Source organism: Litchfieldia alkalitelluris (assembly GCF_002019645.1).
In the GTDB taxonomy this organism is placed as follows: domain Bacteria; phylum Bacillota; class Bacilli; order Bacillales; family Bacillaceae_L; genus Litchfieldia; species Litchfieldia alkalitelluris.
This window is the reverse complement of the sequence record NZ_KV917374.1, coordinates 2,968,207-2,988,213: the sequence shown is the minus strand read 5'-3', so window position 1 is coordinate 2,988,213 and position 20,007 is coordinate 2,968,207. Positions and strand designations below refer to the sequence as shown.

The 20,007-nt window shown below is 34.0% G+C and carries 18 protein-coding genes; 5 read left to right on the top strand and 13 right to left on the bottom strand.

All coding sequences use genetic code 11. The features are described 5' to 3' along the window. The first annotated feature begins 26 nt into the window (after window positions 1-26). On the top strand, window positions 27-206 hold the full coding sequence (locus tag BK579_RS13895; RefSeq protein ID WP_078546397.1) for a hypothetical protein: 180 nt from the start codon (window positions 27-29) through the stop codon (window positions 204-206). Here the strand turns inward: BK579_RS13895 and BK579_RS13890 are convergent. From BK579_RS13890 to BK579_RS13880, 3 genes are all read right to left on the bottom strand, one after another. Further along, entirely contained in the window at window positions 203-910 is a 708-nt protein-coding gene (locus BK579_RS13890; RefSeq protein ID WP_078546395.1) for a hypothetical protein, read from the bottom strand. The two genes, BK579_RS13895 and BK579_RS13890, sit on opposite strands and share 4 nt — an antisense overlap. Before the next feature lie 213 nt (window positions 911-1,123). Next, window positions 1,124-1,345, bottom strand: coding sequence for a YozE family protein (locus BK579_RS13885; RefSeq protein WP_078546393.1), 222 nt, complete (start codon window positions 1,343-1,345; stop codon window positions 1,124-1,126). Window positions 1,346-1,407: 62 nt separating this feature from the next. Further along, entirely contained in the window at window positions 1,408-2,469 is a 1,062-nt protein-coding gene (locus BK579_RS13880; RefSeq protein ID WP_078546391.1) for a M42 family metallopeptidase, read from the bottom strand. 215 nt (window positions 2,470-2,684) lie between these two features. Here BK579_RS13880 and BK579_RS13875 point away from each other — a divergent pair, with 215 nt between their 5' ends. Beyond that, window positions 2,685-3,149, top strand: a complete 465-nt coding sequence (locus tag BK579_RS13875) for a GNAT family N-acetyltransferase (RefSeq protein ID WP_078546389.1) — start codon at window positions 2,685-2,687, stop codon at window positions 3,147-3,149. Window positions 3,150-3,248: 99 nt separating this feature from the next. Here BK579_RS13875 and BK579_RS13870 read toward each other — a convergent pair whose 3' ends face one another. Then, window positions 3,249-3,722, bottom strand: coding sequence for a tRNA (cytidine(34)-2'-O)-methyltransferase (locus tag BK579_RS13870; protein WP_078546387.1), 474 nt, complete (start codon window positions 3,720-3,722; stop codon window positions 3,249-3,251). 321 nt (window positions 3,723-4,043) lie between these two features. Between BK579_RS13870 and BK579_RS13865 the strand changes: the two genes are divergently transcribed. Then, entirely contained in the window at window positions 4,044-5,450 is a 1,407-nt protein-coding gene (locus BK579_RS13865) for a PQQ-dependent sugar dehydrogenase (protein WP_078546385.1), read from the top strand. Between the two features lie 633 nt (window positions 5,451-6,083). Here BK579_RS13865 and BK579_RS13860 read toward each other — a convergent pair. The 3 genes from BK579_RS13860 to ytvI form a co-directional block, all read right to left on the bottom strand. Beyond that, the gene (locus tag BK579_RS13860) at window positions 6,084-6,554 is read right to left on the bottom strand and encodes a FixH family protein (RefSeq protein WP_078546383.1); all 471 of its coding nucleotides are present in this window, start codon (window positions 6,552-6,554) and stop codon (window positions 6,084-6,086) included. Window positions 6,555-6,581: 27 nt separating this feature from the next. Further along, window positions 6,582-7,955, bottom strand: coding sequence for a PepSY-associated TM helix domain-containing protein (locus BK579_RS13855; RefSeq protein WP_078546381.1), 1,374 nt, complete (start codon window positions 7,953-7,955; stop codon window positions 6,582-6,584). A 304-nt stretch (window positions 7,956-8,259) separates the two neighbouring features. Beyond that, window positions 8,260-9,291, bottom strand: a complete 1,032-nt coding sequence (gene ytvI / locus BK579_RS13850; protein WP_078546379.1) for a sporulation integral membrane protein YtvI — start codon at window positions 9,289-9,291, stop codon at window positions 8,260-8,262. A gap of 459 nt (window positions 9,292-9,750) precedes the next feature. On the opposite strand from ytvI, the gene BK579_RS13845 reads away from it, so the two are divergent. Both BK579_RS13845 and BK579_RS13840 read left to right on the top strand, forming a co-directional pair. Then, the gene (locus BK579_RS13845) at window positions 9,751-10,296 is read left to right on the top strand and encodes a DUF420 domain-containing protein (protein WP_078546377.1); all 546 of its coding nucleotides are present in this window, start codon (window positions 9,751-9,753) and stop codon (window positions 10,294-10,296) included. Window positions 10,297-10,652: 356 nt separating this feature from the next. Continuing rightward, window positions 10,653-12,986 (top strand): TOTE conflict system archaeo-eukaryotic primase domain-containing protein, encoded by a 2,334-nt coding sequence (locus BK579_RS13840; protein ID WP_078546375.1) that lies wholly within the window; start codon window positions 10,653-10,655, stop codon window positions 12,984-12,986. A gap of 133 nt (window positions 12,987-13,119) precedes the next feature. On the opposite strand, the gene BK579_RS13835 is transcribed toward BK579_RS13840, so the two are convergent. The 6 genes from BK579_RS13835 to BK579_RS13815 form a co-directional block, all read right to left on the bottom strand. Next, window positions 13,120-13,635, bottom strand: coding sequence for a YkvA family protein (locus tag BK579_RS13835; RefSeq protein WP_078546373.1), 516 nt, complete (start codon window positions 13,633-13,635; stop codon window positions 13,120-13,122). Window positions 13,636-13,700: 65 nt separating this feature from the next. Beyond that, complete coding sequence (locus BK579_RS13830) at window positions 13,701-14,498, bottom strand: DUF4230 domain-containing protein (protein ID WP_078546371.1); 798 nt, start codon at window positions 14,496-14,498, stop codon at window positions 13,701-13,703. A gap of 873 nt (window positions 14,499-15,371) precedes the next feature. Next, window positions 15,372-16,055, bottom strand: a complete 684-nt coding sequence (locus BK579_RS13825) for a type 1 glutamine amidotransferase domain-containing protein (RefSeq protein ID WP_078546369.1) — start codon at window positions 16,053-16,055, stop codon at window positions 15,372-15,374. 387 nt (window positions 16,056-16,442) lie between these two features. Then, window positions 16,443-16,610, bottom strand: coding sequence for a hypothetical protein (locus BK579_RS25635; protein ID WP_169891143.1), 168 nt, complete (start codon window positions 16,608-16,610; stop codon window positions 16,443-16,445). Between the two features lie 1,092 nt (window positions 16,611-17,702). Next, window positions 17,703-18,941, bottom strand: coding sequence for a beta-ketoacyl-ACP synthase II (gene fabF, locus BK579_RS13820; RefSeq protein ID WP_078546367.1), 1,239 nt, complete (start codon window positions 18,939-18,941; stop codon window positions 17,703-17,705). Between the two features lie 24 nt (window positions 18,942-18,965). Then, window positions 18,966-19,907 carry a beta-ketoacyl-ACP synthase III gene (locus tag BK579_RS13815; protein ID WP_078546365.1) on the bottom strand — a complete coding sequence of 314 codons (942 nt, stop codon included), beginning with the start codon at window positions 19,905-19,907 and terminating at the stop codon, window positions 18,966-18,968. Window positions 19,908-20,007 lie beyond the last annotated feature (100 nt).

Below are 20,007 nucleotides of genomic sequence, written 5' to 3'. Positions count from 1 at the left end.
AATAGGACAAGCTGGGGGTAATAGAAATGAAGGATATAACTGTTAAAACGACAGAACTACAGCAAAAGCAAAATAAACTTTTAGAAGTAATCGATGGGCCTTTATATGATATTTGGTTAGAAAAAATAACAAACGGTTTATTTAAGACTTCCGTAATAATTGGGATCCCATTATTTTTTTACCTTTTTATTACACTTAGTTTTTAATCTAGTTCTTTACCAGAATTAGAATGATTTTTAGTATATTTATCTAAATTTTTCAATGCTAATTCCATTACTTTTTTATACTTGTCATCGCCAAATAATTTAAATAATGTTTGATAGTCATTATATACATCTAATAAACCATCTATAATCTCTTCTTTTTCTTTTTTAAGTTTGCTGATTTCTTTTTCAGTTTTTTTCGACATGTCCATAATGGCATGCAACTCCATTGTCTTTTTTTCCTTCCTAATCATATAAAAAAGTGCTAACCTTTGAAGAAATTCTTCCGCATTTTCGCAGTCAGCTATTAAGATCAATTCTTCTTGTGCAGCCTCAAGCCATTCACCGTCAGAAATTCTCGATAACTCATATATGACTTCTTCAAAAGACCCTTCTTTATATCTCCATATCTCGGTTCGAATTCCAACAACTTTAAAAATATCTGTACCATATCCATCAACAAAAACTAAATCGCCAAAATAAAAATGGTATTTTATTTCTAACTGCTCAAGTTCAATCGCACCACCCTGATAGGTTGAAATAGAATCAAGAGAGGATTCTAAATAGAATTGATGGCCATGATTTACCCGATACACATAGTCGCCATTGATTTGCTCAATTTCGGTAATCGTTCCGACTGTATCAAAATTAGTTATTACAACGATATCTCCTATTTTAAACCTTGGCTTCCTGTTACTTTGCTCCATCATATGTTCCTCCTTCATATTACTTCATTAATAAAGGTGGTATGATATTATATGCAAGCTAACCAAAAACGACAATAAATATTACATAACCTTAAAGATTTTATCTCTGTTTACCTACAATGTAGCCTTCAAAAGATGTTTATTAATGGATCAAAAAATAAAAAAAGTTGGCTTTAAATGCCAACTCTTAGAAAAGAATAAAACTTTCCTTTTTCACCCTTGTTCATTCTCATATATTTCCCACGCCTTATCAAATATGGTCATACTATTTATATAATGTCCATTGAATTCAAGGTAGGTACTTATCTCGTGATAATCGGATATATTTTTAGGGAATCCATGATCTAAATACATATTATTTGCAAATAGGCTTAGATCATCTTTACCCTTTTCGTTTCTAAATTTTAACATAAAATGATAAAATGATTTTCGCATCAAACGACCTCTCTTTTCAATTTTCATTCGTTTTTTTCATTTTATCATTCATAAATCAATTATTAAAATGAAAAATCACTTTCTTCATTTAGTTCTAATACAAAGGAAGTCAGTAAATCTACAGTTGCTGCTAAGTCTTCTAAATCAATGACTTCAACTGGTGAATGAGCATATCTTGAAGGAATCGACAAAACTCCAGTCGGAATTCCTTTATTGCTCAACGATACCGCACCACCGTCTGTCCCGATCCCTGGGAACACTTCGTATTGATATCGAATTTCTTTTTTCTCTGCTAAACTTACAAGATTATTTTTCACAGTTGGGTGTGCAATTAAACTAAAGTCAATAATTTTTATACCTGTTCCTTCACCTAAAAGTAGTGATTGATCCATTGTTTCTTCGGGAGTATCACTAACAGCAGTTGTATCAATCGCAATCGCTACATCGGCCAATACATTTCTTGCTGCCACCTGTGCACCTCTTAAGCCAACCTCTTCTTGTACAGTAAATAAAGCAACCACTTCCCCAGCAAAATCACTGTTTTTAAAATTATTTAAGAGCTCAATAACCACTGCACATCCAGCTCGATCATCTAGTCCTTTACCTACTACTCTTCCTGTTTGTTCGTTACCTAATAACTCCAATTCAGTTGCCCATGTTATTGGGTCACCAATTTGGACTCCAAGATCTAGTGCGTTTTGCTTCGACTTTGCACCAATGTCAATATAAAGCTGTTGATGCTTCCTTACCTTAGAAGCATCATCAAATTTGACAAAATGTGCAGACATAGTTCCGATAACGCCCAATAATTCACCACTCCTAGTGCGTAACTTTACCTTCTGTGCTAAAAGAATTCGGTCATCATGACCACCTAATTTTTCAAAACGAATCAGCCCATTATTCTCAATTTTTTTTACAATAAAACCGATTTCATCCATATGCGCAGTTACAATTATCTTTGGTCCAGGCTTATTCCCTTTTTTTGAAGCTATAACATTTCCAATTGGATCTATTGATACTTCATCGACTAACTCTTGTATGTAATCTTTTATAAAATGTGACACTGGTTGTTCATAGCCACATGGACCATGAAGATTTGTTAATGATTTTAATAGAGTAAACATAAAATTACATCCCCTTGTGCAAAAATTGCAGTATTAAGCGCCTGCTTTAACGTGTTAATAAGTTACTTTAATTTAGTATAAATAAATACTTGAAAAATCTCAATTGTAAACAACTGAAACGAAATTATAAAAATTTTAAAGGAAGATTTGAGATTGTTTTTTCACGTAATTTTCTGAACGAAAAATACAGTGGTTTACCTGGTGTGTAGGAGAAAGTGACTATTTTAATTCATAGTGAGATTAGTGTTCGTCCATATCAAGCGGAAATAGATTCTATTAAACTTTATAAAGCACATCAAGAATCTTTCAAAGATACACGCGATTTCTCTCCCCTACCATATGACGAATCGATGAAACAAAAGAGTACTGCCAACTATGATCAAAGTTTCTGGTTTGTTGCATACGCAGAAGACGAATTAGTTGGTTTTATTATCTGTAAAATATTTGATGGTAAAGATATTTATGTGGATTTACTAGGTGTTAAGCGTCCGTGGCGCAAACATGGAATTGGGCTGGCTCTATTAAATACTGTATTCAGAGAATCTTTTCGACGTGGAAATAAAACGGTATTAATTTCAGTAGATTCTAATAGCCTCACAAGAGCTAATCAACTGTATGAACGTGCTGGCTTCAAGACGGTATTTGAAGTGGCTATGTTTCAAAAGATGATATATTATTAAAAATAACAAGACCAAATCACTTTGATTTGGTCTAATTCTATATAGCTTCTATGATTAAAAATATAATTTCCTATATTAAACAGTATCTCTTCCTATCAACTAGTTTAAATTCGGGTACCCCTGCTGTCTTAATGCTTCATATACAAGAATGGCCGCAGTATTTGATAAATTAAGTGAGCGTACATTCACTGTCATCGGGATTCTTAAGCATTTGTCTTTGTACTTTTCAATGATCTCTAATGGAATACCATCTGTTTCACGTCCGAAAATGAAAAAATATTCTTTATCATGTTTGCTATAATCAAAATCTGTATGTCTTCCATCCCCGAAATTTTCAATAAAGAAGAAATCCCCGATTGGATTTAACTCATAAAAATCATCTATAGAATCATAATAGCGAACATTTACTTTATCCCAAAAATCAATACCAGCCGCTTTCAACATCTTTTCATCCGTTGAAAAACTCAGTGGACGGATTAAATGTAACACTGAATTTGTTGCAATACAGGTTAACGCTATATTTGCTGTGTTTAAGGGTATTTCAGGTTGGTATAACACAACATTTATTCCCATTGTTTTTTCACCTCAATTAAACCTTTAAATTTTACTAGTAATATAGCCCAAAGAAAATAATACAATTCTTATTTGAATATGTTAAAAAGCTAGAATACAAACCCAAGTTATTATAACTCCCTTTGATTATGCAAGCAAATAAATGATTTTTCTCTTTAAAGTTGAAATTGCCTTTTCATTCTAGTCCATTTTCAAAACTCTAATCGACAAAATTACATTTATATATTGTATTAACCACAATAAGCTTTAACTGTACTAAAAAGATTAGCTGTCATCATACTTTTATAAAAGACAATTGCATACTTGAAGGAGTGAACACAGTTGAAAAAAGTTACGGTGAGGTTAAGGCCCCTTGTTAGAAATATTAATTTGCCAACTGTATTGAAAACAGCTGTCCTCCCCGGGGATACAGTGGAGAGATTATTTATTGCAACACAGGTAGGTGAAATTTTTTATATCGGCACCGACGGGATAAGGACATTTTTAGATATTCGTCCTCGAATTATCAAACTTGGTTCTTCTGGTGGATACGATGAACGCGGTTTGCTAGGACTAGCGTTTCATCCTCAATTTTCTTATAACGGTCTATTTTATCTTCATTATTCCGTAGCTGGGACACAAGGTACGGGTGCTACCAGTGATTCGTTTAAGCCAAATCCCTGTGATATCAGTAGTTTAAGGCTAAATTGGGAAAACAGAGACACTCAATATGACCATATCGATACGGTTGAAGAATGGGTTTTGCAATCCAATCGACAACCTCAAAAACGTCGAACATTACTTAATTTAAGAAGACCATTTTTCAATCATAATGGTTTCAATAGCTTGAACTTTTCACCCGAAACGGGAAAACATGTCCTAACAACTGGTGATGGTGGGTCTGGGTATGATCCATTTAATTTAAGCCAGGACATCATGGAAATAGCAGGGAAAATACTAGAAATTGACGTGACCATGAATACATTTATTAATAATCCACCTGCAGTTTCTCGTTTTAATGAACTTCCATCTTCTATTCAAGAAACGCTTACGATAATGGCAAAAGGTGTTAGGAATATACCAGGTATCTCTTTTCAAAGGTATTATAATCAGTATATTAAATATGTGGGAAATGTTGGACAGGATTTGGTAGAGTCCATATTTACTTTTGTTCACTACAAGCCAATACCTGTCAAGAAGATTACTCAAGCTTCTTCAATAAAATCAGAACTTGAGGGACTGATTAACTTTGGATGGCGAGGTTGGGAAGGTGCTTTGCCTACTTCAACTATAAGTGAATGCCCATCAAATTCTAATTTAGATGAAAAGTCGATTTCTTTTTACGAAGAAGCAATAATCACTTCATTCAATCGTCTTCCTCCTTTAACAAGTTATTTCCATAAAGATCCACGTCCAGATAAATTTGGAGGAACTGCGCTTACAGGAGTACAGCCATATATGGGTAGTAAAATCCCTCATTTAACGGGAAGCATTGTCTTTACAGATTTGTCCAAGAAGAAAGAATCTGGGTCTCCTGCGAGAGGTGCCTTAGCTTATACTAGGGTAAGATTGGATGGTCAACTTAATGATTTTGGAGTAATTGAACCGAATTACGATTTTGGCTCCCAATCAGCTTATTATGTTAGTTTAGGAACAAATTTGCCCCAAACTAGTCTTTATTTAGGGGTATATAATTCCATGAAAGTGATAGATTTTCACCAAGGAACAGTATTTGAAATTGTCCAATGATATACGTAAAGTTGTTTAGGTACAGATATTTTATTAAGTTTACTATTAACAAAAACAAATGGCACCCATTTCTGAGTGCCATTTTTTCATAGTATTTTAAAGTGCCAAAAGATTGGGCTGTATAGATACTTCTCTCTATGTTCTAAATAACCTCTTAAACAGACTGACTATCGTAGGAATACCAAATTATTAAAGCTTAGACTCTTTTAGAAGAAACTAAAATGCTCCTTTTACACTCCCACCCTAATTATTGCATTATGAATTACCTTGAAAAAAACTAGCGACACCGATAAGTATCATAAGAATAAAGTATGCTGCAATACACGATAAAATTAAGTAGCCAAGCGATGACCTCTTCGTTTTAAAAAAAGAAATAGCAAGACAAAAATCAAGATTGGGGCAAATAAAGGCGCAACAGTACCTAATAATTCCAAGTCGAAATCTCCTTTATGTGTTGAGTATTAATAAAACGTATATTCGACACTTTGTGGTAAAACACCTTCAAGCTATAAGATTGGCAGTCTTGTTTACTAAATTTTTTTTTGTTGCTACAAGTATCACCACCTACATAGTATAAGTTTAATAGTGATGCACAAATTCCTGTATAATTACTTTGTTATAGTTAGTGTTAAGTTAATGATGATCTCCATTACTCTGTTCTTTCATTTGTGTACCATTTTGCAAAAACTCCAACTCGCTTTCTGAAAGTTCTCCTACAACAAATTGTTTTCGAGGCATGATAATCGAACCATTATTGCCAGCATGTACCATAATATAATACAAGCCATCGGATTTAATTGCTTTACTAATTTGATAGATTCCATCCCCCACTTCAACCACTTCTTCCATACCATAATTGACCGAACCATCATGATTCCACATCTCAAAATGAACAAAATCAGCACCATTAACCACTGCACCATCTTGATGAAGAACAACCTTAAAAGTTGATGAATCCGTAAATGAAAATGTTTCTGGTATTACAATATCAGCGACTAACGGTTTTTCTTGTTTGTATTTTTGAGCAACATCTGGTTCAAGTGAGCAAGCACTTAAGAATATAGTAAAAAATAAGAAAAACAAAACAACTACATTTTTATTCATATTAAAACTCCCTATAGTTTTGTATACCTATGCATTGAAGAACCTCTTTAAAATAGCAATTCTTTGTATAAAGAGCCAGTCAAATACCCAGACAACAATTATCGATAGGCCTACTAAAGGAAACACAATTCCTAAGCCAATTAACAAAATCAGGAATGGCCATTGCTTCCTCAAGCTAGGAGCTTTTGGTGCACCCATTTCTTTTCTAGGTTTACGTTTTACCCACATATAAAAACCAGTACAGACTACAAAAATAATACCTAAACAGATTAGTAAACTGAAAAGTTGATTAATTAATCCAAATTCAGTACCTTTATGCAGCGTTATACCCAAAGCTACCACCTGAGCAACTGCTCCATAATTTTCATATCGATAGTCTGCTAGAACAGCGCCAGAATATTGGTCAATATGAATCGTGGCTTCGTCCTTTGCTTTTGGCGGATGGGCAGATAATGTATATACTCCTTCTTTATTACTTGGAATATTAATCGAATAGCTTGGGTGCATTCCTTCACGATTTGCAATATCCACTACATCATCTATAGGTAGAGGGATGAATCCTTGAAGCGCTGATTTAGGTACATCCAGTTTTTCTGCAGCCCACGGAACTTCGGCTATATCCTCTGCGTTAATCGTAGATGTTGGCGCACTTCCTAACCATGTAGAGGGTGGATAGCCTAAACCACTGTTTGTTATTATTGCTTGAAAATTATTTCCCCAAAAACCCGACCATGGTAAGCCTGTGATGATAAGGAAAAACATACCCGATGCTATCCAAAATGCTGGGACAGCATGCAAATCTCTTCTTAGTATTTTCTGTCCTTTATTAAATCTTGGAATAAGGACACCCATTACATGCAGTTTCTTTTTCGGAAACCATAAATAGATTCCTGTTACGATCAGAACAATTGACCAACAAGCCGCTAACTCTACGATACGATCCCCAATAGTACCAGCCATTAACTCACCATGAATCTCTTCAATCTTATTCATGATTCTGTCTTCATTATTTAACTCACCAATAAATTTCCCAGTGTATGGATTAACAAATATGGTGAATGTTTCACCACCCGAAGTGATCGTAACTTCACTTGAACGAGAGGTACTTTCTCCAGGGCGATATTTTGTAACAAATGCCTCCGGATACAATCGGTTTACTTCTTGAATTTGTTGGGAGGCAGAAACTTTATCTCCTTGCGGGTTAATCTCGTAATACTCTTGATAAAGAATATGTTCAATTTGTGGCTTAAATAAATAGATGCCACCTGTTACAGCTAGAATAAAAAGAAACGGGGCAAAAATAATTCCAACATAAAAGTGCCATCTCCAAAAAGTATTATAAAGAGAGGACTTTGATTGTTTTTGTAATTTATTTGATGATTTTATTCGAGATGGTTCCATTAATGATCTCCTTTATAGAATTTATAGGATTTTATTGAATAAGTAATAGGAGGAAAATATGAAGTTTTTCCCTATCTTCGTTTTGATTTTAATATTAATTTTCATTCTTCTGAAATAAAAAGCAAAAAAAGACCGCTAAATAACGATCTACTTTGTTTTTTACTTATAAAAAAATATATTAGTTAATAAAAACCCCATCAATCAATACTTCGTTAGACTATAGGTCTGCTTTATAAAAACCTCTTTCTACAAGCCTTGGCTACATTTAATCATCATTTCTATGCTCAAAAGATAAATGAACAAGTTATATTTTAAAATTCAATTTAATGATATTCGCTTTCTTTAATGTATCAAATATAATCACAACTATTGGCCCTAAAAAGACCCCAAGTATGCCAATTAATTGAAATCCAATATACAGGCTTATTAATGATGCAAGTGGTGATATCCCTAAACTAGATGAATAAATTTTGGGTTCAATTACTCTTCTAACAACAGTAATTACTAAAAATAGAGTAATTAATCCAATGCCAAGAAAATGATTTTCTTGTAAAATAGCGACAATTGCCCAAGGAACGAGAACAGACCCTGTTCCGAGAATAGGCAAAATATCTACTATCACAATTAGTAAAGATAGAATAACTAGATAAGGGACTTTTAAAATTAACAAGCCCAAAAATGCCATAGCAAACGTAAGTAAACTTAAAATGATCTGTGCTTTTATAAAGCCTACCCCAGCATGGTTTAATTGTTTTGTGATTAGAAGAACCTTCTCTTTTGTTTTTGTCGATAAATGTTTTTCAATATTCGCTTTTAACTGTGGTAGAGTGAGGCAAATTAAGAATACGGCTATTAAATAAATTAAAAACTCGATAAGGAAACCAGGAATAGCAGTCATAAGATTAAATATATTTTGGATCATTTCATTTGAAAACAGCTTAATTGCATTGATACCATCATTAATTTTATTCTGAATTAATAAAAGTACATCACTTGGTAAGTTTTCAGAATAGGCTTCCCAATCCTGTATTAAAGGGATAAGCGTATTTATATAAAATTCTTCTATAAAAATAGGTGTTGTTTCTAGTAAGTTTACAGTTTGCTTAGCAATGATTGAAATAAAATGGTACGTAATTAGCATTAGTAAAAACACATAACTAATAAAAACAACAATAACGGACTGGAACCTCGTAATACGTATACTTTTAGCCAACCATTGAATGATTCCATCAAGAAAAATCGCGGTTACAAAAGCAAAAACAAAGGGTAAGCTATACGGAATCAAAAATAGGACAAGTAATACACACAATAAAATAATACTCCATCTTTTCCACATAAAATAAACATTAGCTCCTTGGGGTATATATATTCTCTTTTTGTATTTGTATTTTCACTCAGTTATGAACAGTTCGTGATAATATCCCTAAATAGGAGATAGAATCTAGCACATTTATATTTTACCACATAGGTTTAAATCCTGACTTTAATTTCTCTCAACTAATTACTCCGAGTTTGTTACGCAATTGAAAGGCAACTAAGTAACTATAGACTTGCCTTGAATGCAATTCTACTACCCTTTTAGTTAGTAGCCTAGCATGTCTTAAATCCACTCTAATCTTTCTTTTCGGATCTATTTAATTTTATTTCTGGGTAAAATACCTGTCCATAAAACGTCGTTGTAACGAGATGGCAAAACTTTTGTCCAATAAATATATTGAACTTTACTAAGATGACACTTAATATTGTATTGACTAACTAATTTATTTTGGAATCATCCTAGAAAGAAGGTAAATTAATGAACTATGATGGGAAGCAAATAGTAAAGAAAAAAAATTACAAACCATTTATTATTATTACGACAATTTTGTTAAATGGGGTAATCTTTGTATTATCCGGGATACCAGGAGTAGAGAATTTCACAGCGTTTGACCCTACTATTCTACCTTTAATAAATGCCATTTTAAATAGCTTCACGTTTCTATTTCTTATTGGAGCGCTTATTGCCATTATTAAGAAAAATGTAAAGGTACACAGTCGCTTTATCTATGCTGCCTTTACTACTACAGCACTCTTTCTTTTCACCTACACGACGTATCATTATATAGCAGAATCAACACCATTCGGTGGTACAGGATTAATTGCCTATGTTTATTATTTTATCTTAATCACACATATTCTATTGGCAGCCATTATTGTTCCACTTGCATTAACCTCGGTCGCAAGAGCATGGAATATGGAAAATGAGCGTCACAAAAAAATTGCAAGGTGGACAATGCCTTTATGGTTATATGTAAGCTTAACAGGAGTAATTATTTACGTAATGATTTCACCATATTATTAAATGAATAGTTTTCGAAGTGTGCGCGTCCTTAAGGGGCGCGCTTTTTGTATGCTTAGGTGCTTGGGCGACACTTGTTTGATAACACGATTTATCAAAAGACTCACACTAGCGTAACAATCCATTATCGAACTTCTTTCTCCGCAATCTTTACAAGTTTTCGGCTCATTTGCTCGGAATCTGTCACATCCATAACAATAATAAATGCCCTCGTCTATTTCTTTCCATATTATCTACTCCAACTCTTAATGTACAAGCCTTCCTATTTTGGATCGTCCTGATTCACTCATTCATTTTTACTTGTTTATTTCTTCTTGTATAATAGAATAATAATTCTTACTAATTGTAGAGGTCTTGATATGAACGAAAATACGGAACTTATACTTAATAAAGTATTAGTAGAGCTAGAAAAATATAAAGAAGAAAATGAGAAACTAAAAAACTTACTAATACAACATAATATTCAATTTGAGCAAGAGAAACCTATTATGCAAAGTAACAAATCTGAAATGATTAGACAACGTATTAATATATTTAAAAATCTATTCAAAGGCAGAACTGACGTTTACTCCGTTCGTTGGGAATCAAAAAGTGGTCGTTCTGGCTATATGCCTGCATGCGAAAATGAGTGGGTACCAAATATTTGTGAAAAACCAAATATTAAATGCAGTGCTTGTTCTCATAAAAAATACTTAGAACTAACTGATAAAGTATTATATGAGCATTTAAGTGGAAAGAAAACAATAGGAGTTTACCCATTATTAAAAGATGAAACTTGTTATTTTTTAGCACTTGATTTCGATAAGAAAAGTTGGAAAGAGGATGCTTCTGCCTTTTATAAAACTTGTAAAGAATATAACGTTCCTTCATTTATTGAAATATCTCGTTCAGGTAACGGATGTCACATTTGGATTTTCTTTGACCAAGCCATACCTGCAGTTAAAGCTAGAAAATTAGGAAGTTGCTTATTAACTAAAACGATGGAAAGTAGATACCAAATTGGGTTAGATTCATATGATCGTATGTTTCCTAATCAAGATATACTCCCAGAGGGTGGATTTGGAAATTTAATTGCCTTACCCTTACAAAAAGTACCCAGAGAAAAAGGGAATAGTATATTTGTTGATTCAAATTTCGAACCTATAAACGATCAATGGGGATATTTAGCAAATATCGAAAAATTCAACAAAACCAACGTTGAGCAGACCATAAGTACACTGTCTGATTCATCACAAGGGTTGCCCTCTATTAATATTACATTGCCGAAAAAGATAACCATTGAGTTAAAAATTGGTGTGGAGATCCAAAAATCAAGTCTCCCCTCTTCTATTGCTAAAGAATTAATTGAATTAACTAGTTTTAGCAATCCCGAATATTATAAGGCTCAATCTCGTCGTTTATCAACACATGGAATACCACGAGTGATTAATTGTTCTTATGAAGATGAAACAAACTTTATTTTTCCAAGAGGGTGTTTTGAAGATATAATAAGCCTTTTTAATAAATATTCTATTGAAAATGAAATTAAGGATTATCGTTATAAAGGGAACATAATAGAAGCAGATTTTACAGGGACACTTTTTCCTGAGCAACAAGAAGCAGTTGATAAGTTATGTGAACAGGATACTGGTGTCCTATCAGCTACTACTGGGTTTGGGAAAACAGTTGTAGGTGCCGCATTAATCGGGGAAAGAAACGTAAACACATTAGTAATTGTACACCGCAAGCAACTGATGGAACAATGGAAAGAATCCTTGAACGCTTTTCTTAAATTAGGTGAAGTAAATGTTGGTCTAATAGGTGGAGGAAAAAGTAAACCAAGTGGATGTGTAGATATCGCAACTATACAAACATTAACTTCAAGAAATGAAAACATGAATCTACTTAAAAATTATGGTCAAATCATAGTGGATGAATGTCACCATATATCTGCCTTTACTTTTGAAAATGTGTTAAAGAAATCTTCTGCAAAATACATTCATGGTTTAACAGCAACTCCTACAAGAAAAGATGGTCTACATCCAATAATGAGAATGCAGTGTGGACCAATTAGATATAAAGTAACTGCAAAAAGACAATCAAAGGTTCACACGTTTGATCACCAGTTGATACCACGGTATACCAAGTTTAAGAGTGAATTTGATGAAGATAATAAAACGATCCAAAAAATTTATGGTGAATTATCAAAAAGCGAAAAGCGAAATGACCTTATCTTTGATGATGTATTAAGAGCACTAGACGAAGGAAGAAATCCTATAATCCTTACTGAAAGACAAGAACATGTAGATTTATTAGAGAGTAAACTAAAAGGTTTTGCCAAAAATTTGATTGTGCTTACAGGTGGAGTAAAAAAGAAGGATGTGAATTATCGATTAAAGAAGCTAAAAGAAGTTCCAGAGGATGAAGAAAGACTAATTATTGCTACGGGAAAATATATTGGAGAAGGTTTTGATGACTCGCGACTTGATACATTATTTTTAACAATGCCAGTATCTTGGAAAGGAACTTTGCAGCAATATATTGGCCGTCTGCACAGATCTTATGAAAATAAAGAAATTGTTCAAGTATATGATTACGTTGACTCAAATGAACCCATACTTCAACGAATGTTTGAAAAGAGAAAAGAAGGTTATAAATCTCTTGGATACAAAATTAATCTTGACGCTTCATACGATCAGATGAAGTTATTTTAATTTCTGTCTATTTATTGAACTGAAATTTCATAATAGTAAAATGGCACTCAGTTGTGAGTGCCATTTCTTCAATTATTTCAATTCATCTGTAATAGCTACAACAAAAAACCTTGGAAACAGACTTATAATATCATTATCTACCTAGTTTATTATCAATCTCAGTTGTATCTACATTCTCACCAAATAAATCTTTTAGTTTATTTTTGGCTTGCATTTTAATTTCATCATTCACATATAAAGCTACTTGAACTAAGGCGAATATTACAACACTTAAGTCGTCAGTATATCCTACACCAACTGCTAAGTCAGGTATAATATCTAGAGGCAAAATAAAATAACCTAAAGCCCCAACAATGGTTGCTTTAACTTTTAATGGTACATCTGGCCTTTGAAGTGTGTAATAAAGTAATAGAACGGCGTAGACTACAGAAGTTCCAGCTTTTTTAGAGAATTTTTGTACCTTAGTCCAAAATTTTTCCTCTGAGAAATGCTCTTCGTGGCTGTTTATATCTTCAACTTTTAGTTTTTCTTCTTCATCTTTTAAATCATCCACTAGTTCGTCTTCAATTTCAATTTTGTCAACATCATCAATAGTAGATGAGGATACTACCTCAAGATCTGTTTTCTTCTTAAATGGATTTTTCAACATGAAATCACCCCATGATTAGTAGATTAGAACAGGCCTGTTCCCATTAGCATGGGCAGGCAGTCCTATTAGTTAAACGTGACATTTACCGTATAACCAATATTCTTAAAAAATTCCTTTAACACTTTTTCTGCGTTTTTCTCTGCAGTATCTAGTAAACCACTAGAGATGGCATCTTGACGAATTTGCTCTTGTGCCTTACCGGCCAGGTCAAACCCCTCATTCATTTTAACATCACCACGGAAAATACCACTATTGTCAACGGCTTGTATTTTATCCATCTGTAATGATGGATCCTGGATGAGTTCTGCATGAGGAAGGGTAATATCTATTTCTTTTGTTTCTTCATTAATAACCATATCCTTAGACGTAATCCCTTTCAAATCAACACCAGCAATGACTGTCGCAGGCACAACTAATAGTACTACTCTTTTTGTTCCTGGTAGATCAATAGAGATGTCTTTCCCGAAAATCTTGTTGTCCTCTTCATGTATAACCGCTTTCGTATGAGCTTCAGCTGTTGCCAAAGTGGATAGCTCTTGAACACGTTCAACAAACGTGACAGACTCTTGTTTGAAGGTACTGCCCGCAAAAATCTGAAATCCTCCTAAAGTAATGACGACTAACATAGAAAGGATTACCAATGCCAACATAATCTTCGAAACACCAGCTTTTAAAATGGACTTGAAAATTCCTTTCGGTGGAGCTAAAGATCTTGATTTATAATCTACCGCAATAGTTGCAGCACTTTGCTGTTGAGCTTCCAGTAATTCTATTAATTGTCTTTCTAGCTGGGCAATTTTTTCATCTTTTTCTTCAACTTCCCTATTTATATCCACTTTTTTCTCACCTTTCAGTTTTACCATTACAATGCTTATCCTATTAATCCACTAATCTATTATGTATGAAATTATAAGAATAAATGTAAAAGTCTTTTTACTACATTCATATACATTATGTATTTCTAGAATATTTACACCATTAAAAAGGTATTTTTGTTTTAGTGTGGTTTCGGCAGGAGAATCGATAAGCGAGTATTACTGTAAATCATTTTTATAACAGTAATTCTTTGGTTTTAAGATCTAAATTCTCTAGGATCCCTTCTCTAATCTCAAATTAGTTCTCCCTAATATAATTTATCCACTGTTTAAATTTACCATCCACTTTAACATTCTTCAACAAAATATTACAAAAAACTCTCTTCAACAATCCGTTTGTTAATAAGAAAATAATCTAAAATTATTAATAGATTCCATTTCTTCATTTACAAAACATTTAATAATAGCTTGTCTATTGAATTCCATAGGAAAACTTATAAGTCAATTAGTAAAAATTCGGTTATACCGCAATCTTCCCACGCCCACCCTAGGCTTCGCATACAAAGGGTCGGGACTGCGTTTTTTAAAGGAAGTATGAAAAAGAATGTAAATCAGGTGATTTTTATAGTATGATTTGCATTCTATAGAAATATTTATATTTGAAAGACACTTTGATGTATGTAGTCAATTGAAGAGAAGTGTTTTAGGTGCGATAAGTACAATGCTACAGTCAACCTACAATCGGGGACCCTGATGGAATCCCCAGGTAGCATATGGACAACTTTATCGATGTAAAGAGTATTTTTTAGAAAGCAATGGCCAAATACCACTTTTTAATAACTTAAAAGATTGTAGTGTCCCACTTGACCTATAAAGGTGATTCAAAAAAGAGTCTTTTTTGAATCACCTCTTGAAAGTTTCTTATTTATTTCTTTTTTGAAGAGCTTTAACTAATTCTTCACCCATTAGCTCAGAAGAAAAAGGATCTCTGCTTGTTACAATTTGCTCATCCGTCCACACTGCATGACCCGTTTTTTCTAAATCTCCAATATCATAGTTACTAATTTTCTTCAACTCTTGTTCTAGACTAAATGGTAAGATGTCTAATAACCCTTCTGGCTCCCAAACGTCTGGATACCCTGTTACTTTTTTTCCAGCAATAAAACTTTCTCCATTTGGTCGTTTTGCATAAATAAGAGGCGCTGGACCATGACATTCTGCTGCAACAATGCCACCCTCATCATAAATTGTATTAATAATTCGATGTAGATCTTCATCTTTTGCAAGATCATACATTGCTCCATGACCTCCTACAATAAGCACTACATCGTAGTCTTTTGCGTTAATTTCTGAAAGCTTTTTTGTTTCATCAGCTTTCCCTGATTCATATATTTCTTTATATGTACCTTTTGGGTCATACTCTTCACCAATACTCAGCTTATCAACGTCTGGTTTACCACCAAGCGGAGACGCTAAGTCAACTTGGTGACCTGCCTTTTCGAGAAGCTCCATAGGAGCAAATAATTCTTCGCCCCACCAACCGGTTTCGTAACTATTCTCCTTATCCTTATAACCACTTGATAATACTGCTAATACTTTAGCCATTTAAAAAACCTCCCTTATTATTAATCCACAGCTTTTATTTTCCTCCCAAATCCATTTTTTACTCATTCAAAGATTTAGTGGAAATTCTGAGAATGCTTATTTCTAGTTTTCTGCTCTTTACTTTAGTATTTTTTCGACAAAACCTTATATAAAGGGAACTAACTCATTATTTAGTAAGAGTAAAATATGAAAAAGAAGTTGACTTCGATATCGTCCTCCCTCCATTAATTTTTTTACGTTTACGTCATTTTACATAAAAATAGAGGGGCGAAGAAACGTTTCTTAATATTCGATTCGCCTCCGTAATTTTTAACAGTGTCCTTGTACTGTGCAAAAACTGACTTTCCTTTGTCAGTTATTATCCATAATAAGTTATTCCTTGAATTACTAAGGTTTAATCAGTTTATTATGGTCACCTACATGTGGGTTTTCCTCTAGCATATCTGCAATGGTTTTTCTCCCTGCTAAACGCAGTAAAAATAAAGCAGCAAAAAAAACGACAAACGATTTCCAAATCATATCCCAATTGTTCGTAAATAAACTCCAGTCTTCCATCTCTATTCCCCTTTATATCTTCTTTAACTATTATTCTTCTCATAGTCGTAATAATATGTAGAAAATAGATATTAAAAAGGATGGGAGGTAACCTATTTATAAAAATAAAGTAATACTTAATTTTGTTCATCAAGTTCAATAAAGTAATGATTCTTACGGTAAACTGAATGGTTGTCGAGAGTCCCATAAAGGTTTTGCCAAATTTTATACTTCAATAAGCAATTTTAGCTGGGGTTCTTTTAAATCAACCTACAGTATTTATGTCTTGTAATATTCTTATCTGAAATTTGTTAACTATAATAAAGAACGATCTATAAATTAGGTATCCAAAATTCCCCTTAGTGGTAAAATTACACTAAAAAGAATGTTGTAATCAGGAGGTCGTTATAAAAATGATTGAATTTAAGAAGAATAGACACTCTGTGTATCGACTTAGTTATCATTTAGTTGTTGTAACTAAATATCGAAATGAAAATCAGAATGATACAACTAGCCAATGAGCAATTTGAGAGATGGGGATCTGAAATCGTTGAAATGAAAGGCGAAGCTGAATATATGCATTTTTAATCGTCGAAATTACAAATAATAAACTTCAAAAATTATAATTTAAAAAGAGTATGCGAAGATTTAATCTTCAATGCATACTCTTTGTTGGAATAACATATTTAAATACGTTATTCCCTTTAGTCGTTCCAAGTTAGTGAGTTGTTTTTTTTGCCTCCACAGTCTTCGGATCCACTTAATGATTTCTTCGATGGTATCCACAATTTGATTATATAACTTTGCTTCATACTTGGGTCTATATGAATACTGGTTTGTTCTGCTCTTCGTGGCCATATACAGGAACAGTTGCCTGAGGGAACCATGAGATTACGGATTTTTATCCACTTCTAACAATAAGCATTATCATTTAATGGGGAAGGTGACCCAGCTTTGATTTGGATACATTTGCTTAATACCACACAGACACGTTTTTTGTATTTTTATAAGAAGTTAGGAAACTAATATCCGCTAGCTCCGCAGGTTTCCGGCGGGTGCCCTACACGAACACCAACATCAATGTTTAACAGAGCCTTTTGCGAAAAAATCCATTTACCCGAACTTCTTAAACACTAACGAAACATTATGCCCACCAAATCCAAATGAATTGGACAACACTGTGTTAACATTTGCTTCTCTAGAGTTATTTGGAACATAATCTAAATTTAATTCTTCATCTGGTGTTTCATAATTAATCGTTGGTGGAACGATACCTTCCTTCATAGACAATAGGGAAAAGATGGCTTCAATTGCTCCCGCTGCTCCCAATAGATGCCCTGTCATTGATTTGGTTGAACTAACAGGAATTTTATAAGCATGATCTCCGAACACTTCTTTAATAGCGGATGTTTCATTTAGGTCATTATAATGCGTACTTGTACCATGCGCATTAATATATTCAACTTGATCAACCGTTAGTTTTGCGTCCTCTAATGCTAGTTTCATTGCACGCTGACCACCTTCACCATTTGGCGCAGGTGTTGTGATGTGGTAGGCATCACCGGTTGCACCGTACCCCACTAGTTCTCCGTAAATTTTCGCACCGCGATTCTTTGCATGTTCAAGTTCCTCTAAAATCACAACACCAGCACCTTCTGCTATCACAAATCCATCTCGGTTTCTATCGAAAGGACGACTTGCTGTATTAGGGTCTGAATTCGTCGAAAGTGCCGTCATATTCGTAAACCCCGCGATTGTCATTTCGGTAATTGCTGCCTCGGTTCCACCGGAAATCATTACATCTGCCACACCGTTTTGGATTACACGGAATGCGTCTCCAATGGAATTGGCACCTGATGCACAAGCAGTAACTGAACAATTGTTAATCCCTTTCGCACCAAGTTCAATTGAAACACGTCCTGAGGCTAAGTCAGGAATTAACATTGGGATAATAAATGGACTTACTCGTTTTGGTCCTTTATCCAAATAACGCTTATGCTGCTCTTCAAATTCACCTAATCCTCCGATTCCAGAGCCAATCCAAACTCCGACACGTTCCGCTTGGACGTTCTCACCTATTTGAAGTTCGGAATCTTCTACTGCCATCTTGCTGGCTGCAACAGCAAACTGTGTGAAACGCCCCATTCTTCTTGCTTCTTTCATATCCATGAATTGTTCTGGAGCAAAACCTTTTACCTCTCCTGCAATTTTAACTAAAAAATTTTCCACGTTGATCTGTGTGATAGGAGCTATACCTGACACGCCTCTTTTTATATTATCCCATGTGGTTTGAACATCATTTCCTAACGGAGTCACCGCCCCTATCCCTGTTACAACTACTCGTTTTTTCATCACTATTTCCCCTTATGAGTTTAATTATTTACCCCATTTAATCACTAAAGAGCCCCAAGTTAGACCGCCACCAAACCCAACTATTACGATGATATCACCATCAAATATCTTTCCATTTTCTAGTTCTTCATACAGAGCAAGTGGAATCGATGCGGCAGATGTATTCCCATGCTTCCTTACAGTCGTAGAAACTTTGTCTTGTTTAAGACCCAATCTTTCTCTCGCTGCATCAATAATGCGAATGTTGGCTTGATGAGGAATGAGAAAATTAATATCTTCTTTTGTAAGCCCTGCTTTTTCAATTACATTGATACAGGATTGTGGCAATTGACGGACGGCAAACTTAAAAACCTCTTTCCCGTTCATCGTAATAAAGTCTGTTTCATTATCAACCAATAAATGCTTTCCTCCTGAACCATCTGCCCCTAGTTCAAATGATAAAATTCCCTTATCACCTGTGACATTACTTATAACGACTGCACCAGCCCCATCACCAAATAAGACACACGTATTTTTATCTGACCAATCGATAATTTTTGAGAATTTCTCACTTCCAATAACCAATATATTCTTATATGTATTGGTTTCTATATATTGATAAGCTGTCACTAACCCGTATACGAACCCTGCACACGCAGCACTTATGTCCATTGCTGGGATATTTGTTAAACTGAGCGCCTCTTGCACCATACAAGCAACTGTTGGAAAAACGTTATCCGGTGTTGCCGTTGCCACTAATATTAGTTCTATATCTTCTGCTTCTAGTTTTGCATCTGCTAGTGCATTTTTTGCTGCAATAATCGCCATATGGGATGTATCCATATCCTCGCTTGCAATGCGCCTTTCTTCTATACCCGTTCTAGTTCGTATCCATTCATCATTAGTATCTACCATATCTTCTAAATCTTTATTCGTCACGATATTTTCTGGAACATAAGCTCCTACACCTATGATACCAACACCCATTTCATCACCCCTTGAATTTGATACTAGGTCTTAACATCTAGTATAGATTATAAACGTTATTTATTGAATAATAAAATGTTATTTAAAAAAGGGTAAAAAG